Here is a 9,665-nt window from a genome sequence, read left to right as displayed (position 1 = left end):
GGTTTACGCTGTGGCTCGCGGCCACCGCACGATCTTTTGTAGTCCTCACAAACTCGAATGATCACGCGGTGGCCGTTGCCATGTGACCCCAACGTCTCAAGATCGCGAAGTGTCACTGGAGTACTAGGCGGCCTGCCGCCCGAAGGATTCGATCCCCGGCGGCCCACGGCAATGGTCGCGACCAACGGCCGTGGCCTGAAGGGCTTCGGCCCCTACGCCAGGCGCCGCGGGAAGGGTGTCATGGCAGAGGAGAGCGAAGGAGGATCATGATGCGGATCACGGTGAACGACGTCATGACCAAGCAGGTGGTCGCGGTCGGGCCGGACCTGCCGTTCAAGGAGGTCGCCCGGGTGCTGGTGAGGCATGGCGTCAGTGCCGTGCCGGTGGTGGAGGCCGGCGGCCGGGTCGTCGGCGTGGTCTCCGAGGGAGACTTGATGCGCAAGGAGGAAGGTCGCGAGCAGTACCCGGGAGACAGCTACCGGCCCTCGTTGCGGGCGCGGCTGCGGCGGAGGCTGACGATGCCAGGCGGGGGCGGCGGCGCGAAGGCGGCGGCGGGCACCGCCGCGGCTTTGATGACGGCGCCCGCGGTGACGGTCGCCGCGCACGCCTCAACGGTCCGGGCGGCGCGCCTGATGGACGAGCACGGTGTCAAGCGGCTGATCGTCGTCGACGAGGACGGCCGGCTGGAAGGCGTGGTCAGCAGACGCGACCTGCTCGGGGTGTACCTGCGCGACGATGAGGAGACCCGGCGGCTCGTGGTCGCGGGCATCCCCGCGCAGGACCGGTGGAACGACCGCGACGGAGTCCTGGTGCAGGTGCATCACGGCATCGTCACTCTGTCCGGATACACCGACCGGCGCAGTCAGGCCCATGCCGCCGTGCGCGCCGCCGAGAGCCTCGGCGGGGTGGTGGACGTCCGCGAGGACCTCGTCTGGCGGCGCGACGACATTCTTGAGCTGCCCTACTCCTGGGATCGGCCTTGAAGGTGAGCAGACCGCCCGGTCGCCGGTGCGGGGGGTTGGGTAGCGTCGGAGCATGATTCGCGTGTTCCTCCTCGACGATCATGAAGTGGTGCGGCGGGGTGTGGCCGCGCTGCTGGACTCCGAGGACGACATCGAGGTGATCGGCGAGGCGGGCACCGCGGAGTCGGCCCTGGCGCGCATCCCGGCGCTGATGCCGGATGTCGCGGTGCTGGACGTGCGGCTGCCCGACGGCAACGGCGTGGACGTGTGCCGCCAGGTGCGTTCCACGCTGCCGAACCTGGCGTGCCTGATGCTGACCTCGTTCGCCGACGACGAGGCGCTGTTCGACGCGGTGATGGCCGGCGCCGCCGGTTACGTGCTCAAGCAGATTCACGGCTCTGATCTGGTGGGCGCGGTGCGCACGGTCGCTGCCGGCCAGTCGCTGCTCGATCCCCAGACCACCGCGGCCATGCTGCAACGGCTGCGCGACCAGGCCGCCAGGAAGGACCCGCTGGCCGCGCTCGCCGATCAGGAGCGGCAGATTCTCGACCTGATCGGCGAGGGGCTGACCAATCGGCAGATCGGCGAGCGCATGTTCCTGGCCGAGAAGACCGTGAAGAACTATGTGTCGAACCTGCTGTCCAAGCTCGACATGCTGCGCCGTACCCAGGCTGCCGCGCTGGCCGCGCGCTTGCGCGCCCAGCGCCGGGAATGACCCGGCGCTCGCCGCCCGTCTGGCGCTGACCGGTGTGTGGGAAGACGTGCAGGGCTTGCGGGCCCGCCGGTGACGGCCACTTCAACGACGGCGGAGCATCGCGGTGAGCCCCGACTCGAGGTGGTGGCGTCGGCGAGCAGCTTGTCGCCGTTGCAGGCCATGAGGGCCGGGACGGGGCGGGCCCGACCGGCACCGGGCAGCGGGTCATCCCCCGCGAGGATGCCCCACCCATTGTGGCCTGCCCTGCGTCGACGCTGATGAACGGCTGACGCTCCTCCTCTGGGTGACCTTGGTCCCCTCGGGCGGTGCCCTTCGACCGCCGTGATCGCGGCACAGATCAGCGAGGGTGAAAGCGGACATCCAACACGAAGGGGGAACCATGACGGCGATCGCGTTCGAGGCCTGGCGCGGCTTTCAGGGCACGGCATGGCGGGACCAAGTGGATGTCCGTGCCTTCATCCAGGCCAACTACACCCCCTACGCCGGCGACGCGGGCTTCCTGTCCGGTCCCACCGAGCGCACCCGGGCCGTGTGGGCGAAGGTGAGTGCTCTGTTCCCGCAGGAGCGGCGGCGCGGTGTCCACGACGTGGACCCGGTGACCCCGTCGTCCATCACCGCGCACGCTCCCGGCTACATCGACCGGGACCGCGAGCTGATCGTCGGGTTGCAGACCGACGCGCCGCTCAAACGCGCGATCATGCCGGCGGGCGGGCTGCGCATGGTGGAGCACGGCCTGGCCGCCTATGGCTACCAGCTCGACCCGGCCGTCAAGGAGATCTTCACCAAGTACCGCAAGACTCACAACGACGGCGTGTTCGACGCCTACACCCCCGAGATCCTGGCCGCCCGCCGCTCCGGGGTCATCACCGGCTTGCCCGACGCCTACGGCCGCGGCCGCATCATCGGCGACTACCGCCGCGTCGCCCTCTACGGCGTGGACCGGCTCATCGAGGCCAAACGCGCCGAGTTGCGCGCTCTGGACGACGCCGAGGCCACCGACGCCGTCATCCGCGACCGGGAGGAGCTGTCGGAGCAGCTGCGGGCGCTGGACGAGCTGAAGGAGATGGCCGCCTCCTACGGTCACGACATCTCCCGCCCGGCCGCCACCGCCCGCGAGGCGCTCCAGTGGCTGTACTTCGCCTACCTGGCGGCGATCAAGGAGCAGAACGGCGCGGCCATGTCGCTGGGCCGCACCTCCACCTTCCTGGACATCTACCTGGAGCGCGACCTCGCCGAGGGCCGCATCACGCAAGAGCGGGCGCAGGAGCTCGTCGACGACTTCGTGATCAAGCTGCGCCTCGTCCGCTTCCTGCGCACCCCCGAATACGACCAGCTCTTTTCCGGCGACCCCACCTGGGTGACCGAGTCCATCGGCGGCCTCGGGCAAGACGGCCGCCCTCTGGTCACCCGCACGAGCTTCCGCTACCTGCAGACGCTGCGCAACCTGGGCCCCGCGCCGGAGCCCAACCTGACCGTCTTGTGGTCGCCGCGCGTGCCCGAGCCGTTCAAACGCTTCTGCGCCGCCCTGTCCATCGACACCAGCGCCCTGCAGTACGAGAGCGACGAGCTGATGCGGCCGCGCACCGGCGACGACACCGCCATCGCCTGCTGCGTCTCCGCCGCGCCGGTCGGCCGCCAGATGCAGTTCTTCGGCGCCCGCGTCAATTTGGCCAAGACGCTCCTGTATGCCATCAACGGCGGCCGGGACGAGGTCACCGGCGCCCAGGTCGGCCCGGCCCACCCGCCGCTGACCGGCGACGTGCTCGACTACGAGGAGGTGACCAAGGCGCTGGAGCGGATGATGGACTGGCTGGCCCGCACCTACGTCAACGCGCTCAACATCATCCACTACATGCACGACAAGTACGCCTACGAGCGTCTTGAGATGGCCCTGCACGACCACCCCGTCAAGCGCACCCTGGCCTGCGGCATCGCCGGCCTGTCGGTCGCCGCCGACAGCCTGTCGGCGATCCGGCACGCCCGCGTCAGGGTGATCCGCGACCAGAGCGGACTGGCGGTCGACTACGTCGTCGAAGGCGACTACCCCGCCTACGGCAACAACGACGACAGGGCCGACGCCATCGCCGTCGAGCTGGTCCGCTCGTTCCTGGCCAAGATCCGGGAGCATCGCAGCTACCGCGACGCCGAGCACACCCAGTCCGTCCTGACGATCACCTCCAACGTGGTCTACGGCAAGCACACCGGCAACACCCCCGACGGCCGCCGCGCCGGCGAGCCGTTCGCCCCGGGCGCCAACCCGATGAACGGCCGCGACCGCCACGGCATGATCGTCTCTGCCCTGTCGGTCGCCAAGCTCCCCTACGACCAGGCGCTCGACGGCATCTCCCTGACCAACACCGTCACCCCCGACGGCCTCGGCCGTACCTGCGAAGAGCGCATCGCGAACCTGGTCGGCGTGCTGGACGGCTACTTCGACGCCGGCGGCTTCCACATGAACGTCAACGTGCTCACCCGCGCCGTCCTGCTGGACGCCATGGAGCACCCCGACCGTTACCCGCAGCTGACCGTCCGCGTCTCCGGCTACGCGGTCAACTTCGTCCGCCTCACCCCCGACCAGCAGCGCGACGTCGTCAACCGCACCTTCCACGGCTCGATATGAACGGCCGCGTCAGCTCCTGGGACCTGTCAGTCGGCGTGGACGGGCCCGGCACCCGCTTCGTCGTCTTCACCGCCGGCTGCCCGCTGCGCTGCCAGTACTGCCAGAACCCGGAGACCTGGCGGATGCGTGACGGCCGCCAGGTCACCACCGGTGAGATCATGGCCGAGATCGGCAAGTACCGCCGCTTCATCTCCGTGGCGGGCGGCGGAGTGACGCTCAGCGGCGGCGAGCCGCTGCTGCAGCCGCGCTTCACCGCCGACCTGCTGCGCCGCTGCCACGACAGCGGCCTGCACACCGCCCTGGACACCTCCGGCCTGCTCGGCGGCCGCGCCCCTGACGCGCTGCTCGCCGACACCGACCTGGTCCTGCTGGACATCAAGTCCTACGACCCGGCCACCTACCGCCGGCTCACCGGCGGGCCCGTCCAGCCCACCCTGCGCTTCGCCCGGCGCCTCGCCGAGCTGGGCCGGCCCACCTGGGTGCGGTTCGTGCTGGTCCCCGGGCTCACCGACGCGCCGGACAACGTGGATGCCCTGGCCCGCTTCGTGGCGGGCCTGGGCAACGTCGAACGGGTCGACGTGCTGCCCTTCCACCGCATGGCCACCGGCAAGTACGAACGGCTCGGGCTGCGTTTTCCTCTCACCGGCGTCGCCCCACCCAACCAGGAGCTGCTGGATCGCGTGCACGCCCAGTTCCGCGCCCACGGCGTCACCAGCGTTTGAGGTTTGCCGCCTTGCTGAAGCCGGAGGTCACTGCGGTCACCGGACGCGCAAGCTTGGAGGAGATCAGCACGGATGACGGTCCGCCCGTCGGCGAGGAGGTGGTTCACCGGGCGGACGGCGACAACGCGTGGCGGGTGCACACGACGTTCGTGCTCAGAGTCTTCGGCGGCAGTCGGTGGCATCGTCGCGCGACGCATGTGGGGACGCTGTCCTTGCTTGCACATTTCGCGAACCACGTTGTGTAATGGATCTACTACTGATAGGAAGGAAGGGCAGGGAGATACGGAGGGGGTCTCCTGCACCGGTGCTGTCTGATCCTGCCGGGCTTCGACTCCTCAGGGATCAGACGGCACCACACCTGCGTCCTACCCGCACCCGTGCGCGGGCTGCATTGCACGATCATGAATGCGTGATCCAGCCCCGCCAGACCGAGAACACGAAGAAGCTTGCCGTTCACGTGCGCCAGTTTCCATGCTGCCGCCCCTGCTTGAGGCCGTGCGCTGCACGTCCAGCAGTGCTTCCAGCCCCAGCGAGTCGCACAACGTCACGCCGCCCACATCCAGGACCAGACGGGGCGACTTCACGGGCAGGGCGGCGCTCACCGCCGCCAGCAAGCCGGGAGCTGCGAGGAAATCCAGCTCGCCCGCCAGCCGTCAGACAATCGTCATGCTGGGCCATCAGCGTAGACAAAGCCATAGCCACTCACCCGATCCGATACGCGGCCTCTGGCCCTCACCATATGTGTTCACCTGCGATGATGCCCACTTCGACGGCTGCTGCATCCCTCTGCGGACAGGCCCGGCTCATGGTCGGGCAGGCACGGTCGTCCGCTACCTTTCGGACCGGCCGCACCCGAGACGGCTGAGCACCTGCAGCTCGGCATACCGACAGCCGGCGCCCCGGCCGTCGACCAGAACGCTTCACGGTGCCAGCCCGAGTAGCGGGTCTTGTGTCGGCGCCTCGGGCAACCTGAAAGGCACGGGGGCAAGGCCAGGGTGGACCCCGGCGCGCCCAGGCAGGCGCTCATGGGCCGGCGAACACGATCGCCGGCCACCACGACCAGCGTGATCTGTGTGCTCGCCCTCAGCAGACCGCCATCTGCATGCCGCACCTGCAGGCGAAGGCCTTCTGGCCCGTTCCGCCCATACCTTCGCCCCTGCCTGAAGACAGGCAGCGGCCATAGCGTGGCAACGGATCAACCGGCTTCGTGAAGCACCGGAGGTTCGAGATGCACACGCATGCGCCGTCACGCCGTCCGGCAGTCGCCCGTCGCACCGGCTACACCATCGCCGCAGTCGTCAACGCGACCCTGCTGTACGGGGTCAACGCTCACCCCGGCTGGCAAGCGGTGCCCTTCCTCACACCGGAGACGGTGCGGGTGCTGCCGCTGGTCAACCTCTCGCTGATCGTCGCGCTCCTCACCAACATGATCCTGCTGGTTCGCGACCCGCGCTGGGCCAGGCCGGCCGGCGACCTCGTAGTCACGCTGATCGGCCTGGCCGCGCTGGCCCGTTTCCTGGCGGTCTTCCCGGTCGCTTTCGACCACCCGGCCGTCGACTGGGCGACCGTCGTGCGCACGGTGGCGATCGTGGCCATCGCCCTCACCGCCATCGCGGCGATCGCACATCTGGCCAGCCTGGTCAGGTACGCGGCCGGACGACGCTAGGCGACGGCGCCGCCTTGCGGCGGTGACGCGGACGGAGGCGTGACGGCACCACGCGCGCAAGCAGGAAACCGACCCTGCGCATGATCCTCTGGACAGTTCCCCTCACGCACCCCTGGGGCAGGAATCACAACCGCACCTCAGGCACTACCGCACCACACCTGAGAAGGGAAACACGCTCATGACCGCAGTTTCGGATGAACAGGTCCGCCAAGCCGTCGAGGAGGACCTGCTCCGAAGGCTGGCCTCTCCCGGGGCCGAGGAGGTCGACCAACTGGACGCCTGGTGGCAGGCCAACAACTATCTCACCGTCGGGCAGATCTACCTGCAGGGCAATCCGCTGTTAAGAGAGCCGCTGGCGCCGCGGCACATCAAGCCGCGACTGCTGGGCCACTGGGGCACCAGCCCCGGCCTGTCGCTGATCTACGCCCACCTGTCCCGGCTCATCCGCCACACCGGACAGCAGGCGATCTACCTCGCCGGGCCCGGGCACGGCGGGCCCGCGCTGGTGGCCGCCGGATACCTGGAGGGCACCTACAGCGAGATCTACCCGCACGTCAGCCGGGACGAGGCCGGCATGCTGCGGCTGTTCCGGCAGTTCTCCAGCCCGGGCGGCATCCCCAGTCACGTCTCGGTGACCACGCCGGGCTCGATCCACGAGGGCGGCGAGCTCGGGTACGTGCTGGTGCACGCCTTCGGCGCGGTGATGGACAACCCCGACCTACTGGCGGTCGCGGTGGTGGGCGACGGCGAGGCCGAGACGGGGCCGCTGGAGGGATCGTGGAAGGGCGTGTCGTTCCTCAACCCTGAGCGCGACGGCGCCGTCCTGCCGGTCCTGCACCTCAACGGCGCCAAGATCGCCGGCCCGACGGTGCTGTCCCGCAAGGATCCCGACGAGGTGCGCCGGCTGCTGGAGGGCCACGGCTACCAGGTACTGGAAGTGGAGGGCTCGGACCTGCCGGGCATGCACCAGCGCTTCGCGGCGACGCTGGCCGAGGCGTGGGCCCGCATCCGCGCCATCCAGCATCTGGCCCGCACGGGCGGATGGGACGGCACCCGGCCGCGGTGGCCGCTGATCGTGCTGCGCTCGCCGAAGGGCTGGACCGGCCCGGAGCAGGTGGACGGCGTGCAGATGGTGGGCACCTGGCGCTCGCACCAGGTGCCGCTGTCGGGCGTGCGCGACAACCCCGAGCACCTGGCGATCCTGGAGAGCTGGCTGCGCTCGTACCGGCCGCAGGAGCTGTTCGACTCCACCGGCGCGCCCACCGAAGCGGTGCGCGCTGTGGTGCCGGAGGGCGATCTGCGGATGAGCGCCAGCCCGCACGCCAACGGCGGCCTGCTGACGCGTGACCTCGCCCTGCCCGACTTTCGCGACTACGCCGTCGAGGTGCCGCGCCCGGCACAGTCGCGTGCCGAGTCGACCCGGCGGCTCGGCGAGCTGCTGCGGGACGTCTACCGCGACAATCCCGGCACCTTTCGCCTGTTCTGCCCGGACGAGACCAACAGCAACCGGCTCGGCGCCGTGTTCGAGGTCTCCGACCGCGCCTTCGCCGAACGCGTCACCGGCGACGACGTGGCGATCAGCCGCGACGGGCGGGTCATGGAGGTGCTCTCGGAGCACAACTGCCACGGCTGGCTGGAGGGTTACACGCTGACCGGACGGCACGGCATGTTCGCCACCTACGAGGCGTTCGCGATGGTCAGCGCCTCCCAGACGGTGCAGCACGGCAAATGGCTGCAAGAGGCCGGCCGGCTGCCCTGGCGGGCCAAGGTGCCCAGCCTGAACGTGCTGCTGACCTCGACCGCCTGGCGCAACGACCACAACGGCTTCTCCCACCAGGGGCCCGGCCTCATCCAGGTCTTGCTGACCCAGCGCGGCGACATCGCCCGCGTCTACCTGCCGCCGGACGCCAACTGCCTGCTGTCGGTGGCCGACCACTGCCTGCGCTCGCGCTCGTACATCAACCTCATCGTCATCGACAAGCAGCCGCAGCTGCAGTGGCTCGGCATCGATGAGGCCATCGAGCACTGCGCCCGCGGCGCCGGCATCTGGGAGTGGGCCGGCACCGACGACGGCGCCAGCGACCCCGACATCGTGCTGGCCTGCGCCGGCGACGTGGTGACCATGGAGACGGTGGCGGCGGCGCAGATCCTCAAAGAGCGGCTGCCCGGCTTCAAGGTCCGGGTGGTCAACGTCGTCGACCTGATGACGCTGATGCGGCCCAAGGACCACCCGCACGGCATGAGCGCCACCCTGTTCACCGAGCTGTTCACCGACACCGTCGACGTCGTGTTCGCCTTCCACGGCTATCCCGGCGCCATCCACCAGCTCGTGCACGGCCGCCCGGACGCCGACCGGTTCAGGGTCCGCGGCTTCATCGAGGAGGGGACCACCACCACCCCCTTCGACATGACCGTGCGCAACCGCGCCTCCCGCTACCACCTCGTCATGGACGCCATCAACAACGCCGGGCGGCTGCCGCGCGGCGCCAGCGACCTGATGGCCTGGTGCGAGCGCAAACTCGCCGAACATCAGGCGTACGTGGTCGAACACCTGGAAGACATGCCCGAGGTGCGTGACTGGTCGCTGGGCGACTGGGCGCAGAAGGGCTGACCGGCGGCGGGCGGCGATCCGGCGGCGGTGCCTGCATGCCGCCACCGGATCGTCCCCGCCCGGCGGGCGGGACCAAGGTCCCCAGCCATCGGGTCCTCCAGCACTGAGCACCCGCCGCCGTAACCGATGTGATGGAGGTGCGACAACAGCACACGACACCACGGAAAGGGAGGCCCGCCATGGCCACCATCAACAGGCCGGTGACGTACACCAGCGCGGGCGAGGCCACGCGCAAGATCCCGGTCGACTACGTGTGGGCGATCGCCCGGATCTCGATCGGCTGGGTGTTCCTGTGGGCCTTCCTGGACAAGACCTTCGGCTGGGGTTTCGCCACCCCCGCCGAACGGGCGTGGATCAACGGCGGCAGCC

At 69.8% G+C, this 9,665-nt stretch carries 7 protein-coding genes and 1 pseudogene; 7 read left to right on the top strand and 1 reads right to left on the bottom strand.

Going from position 1 to position 9,665, the window contains the following annotated elements; all coding sequences use genetic code 11:
- Positions 1-266 precede the first annotated feature (266 nt).
- The 4 genes from KME79_RS43935 to pflA all read left to right on the top strand — a co-directional run bounded on the left by KME79_RS43935 (position 267) and on the right by pflA (position 5,019).
- Entirely contained in the window at positions 267-983 is a 717-nt protein-coding gene (locus KME79_RS43935; RefSeq protein ID WP_308249275.1) for a CBS domain-containing protein, read from the top strand.
- 52 nt (positions 984-1,035) lie between these two features.
- Positions 1,036-1,677: a response regulator transcription factor gene (locus tag KME79_RS43930; RefSeq protein ID WP_219552545.1), complete on the top strand. Its 642-nt coding sequence runs from the start codon at positions 1,036-1,038 to the stop codon at positions 1,675-1,677.
- 379 nt (positions 1,678-2,056) lie between these two features.
- Entirely contained in the window at positions 2,057-4,297 is a 2,241-nt protein-coding gene (gene pflB, locus KME79_RS43925) for a formate C-acetyltransferase (RefSeq protein WP_219552543.1), read from the top strand.
- A complete protein-coding gene (gene pflA, locus KME79_RS43920; protein ID WP_219552541.1) occupies positions 4,294-5,019 on the top strand; it encodes a pyruvate formate-lyase-activating protein in 726 nt (241 codons plus the stop codon). Before pflB ends, pflA begins: the two co-directional genes overlap by 4 nt.
- A gap of 365 nt (positions 5,020-5,384) precedes the next feature.
- Here the strand turns inward: pflA and KME79_RS47640 are convergent, their stop codons facing one another.
- Positions 5,385-5,669, bottom strand: a complete 285-nt coding sequence (locus KME79_RS47640; RefSeq protein WP_372452540.1) for an STAS domain-containing protein — start codon at positions 5,667-5,669, stop codon at positions 5,385-5,387.
- A gap of 578 nt (positions 5,670-6,247) precedes the next feature.
- Here KME79_RS47640 and KME79_RS43910 point away from each other — a divergent pair.
- The 3 genes and pseudogenes from KME79_RS43910 to KME79_RS43900 form a co-directional block, all read left to right on the top strand.
- Positions 6,248-6,685 carry a hypothetical protein gene (locus KME79_RS43910; protein WP_219552537.1) on the top strand — a complete coding sequence of 146 codons (438 nt, stop codon included), beginning with the start codon at positions 6,248-6,250 and terminating at the stop codon, positions 6,683-6,685.
- Between the two features lie 178 nt (positions 6,686-6,863).
- Positions 6,864-9,296 carry a phosphoketolase family protein gene (locus KME79_RS43905; RefSeq protein WP_246641410.1) on the top strand — a complete coding sequence of 811 codons (2,433 nt, stop codon included), beginning with the start codon at positions 6,864-6,866 and terminating at the stop codon, positions 9,294-9,296.
- Positions 9,297-9,475: 179 nt separating this feature from the next.
- Positions 9,476-9,665 (top strand): annotated as a pseudogene (locus KME79_RS43900) (hypothetical protein); the annotation flags it as partial.

This window comes from Nonomuraea harbinensis (assembly GCF_019396385.1).
Classification (GTDB): domain Bacteria; phylum Actinomycetota; class Actinomycetes; order Streptosporangiales; family Streptosporangiaceae; genus Nonomuraea; species Nonomuraea ferruginea.
Note: the sequence above shows the minus strand (reverse complement) of the source record. Positions and strands in the feature narration are given on the sequence as shown.

Bases quoted from the DNA above. Each gene is read 5' to 3' on its own strand.
- KME79_RS43935 (WP_308249275.1), top strand. From the start codon at position 267: ATGATGCGGATCACGGTGAACGACGTCATGACCAAGCAGGTGGTCGCG.
- KME79_RS43930 (WP_219552545.1), top strand. From the start codon at position 1,036: ATGATTCGCGTGTTCCTCCTCGACGATCATGAAGTGGTGCGGCGGGGT.
- pflB (WP_219552543.1), top strand. From the start codon at position 2,057: ATGACGGCGATCGCGTTCGAGGCCTGGCGCGGCTTTCAGGGCACGGCA.
- pflA (WP_219552541.1), top strand. From the start codon at position 4,294: ATGAACGGCCGCGTCAGCTCCTGGGACCTGTCAGTCGGCGTGGACGGG.
- KME79_RS43910 (WP_219552537.1), top strand. From the start codon at position 6,248: ATGCACACGCATGCGCCGTCACGCCGTCCGGCAGTCGCCCGTCGCACC.
- KME79_RS43905 (WP_246641410.1), top strand. From the start codon at position 6,864: ATGACCGCAGTTTCGGATGAACAGGTCCGCCAAGCCGTCGAGGAGGAC.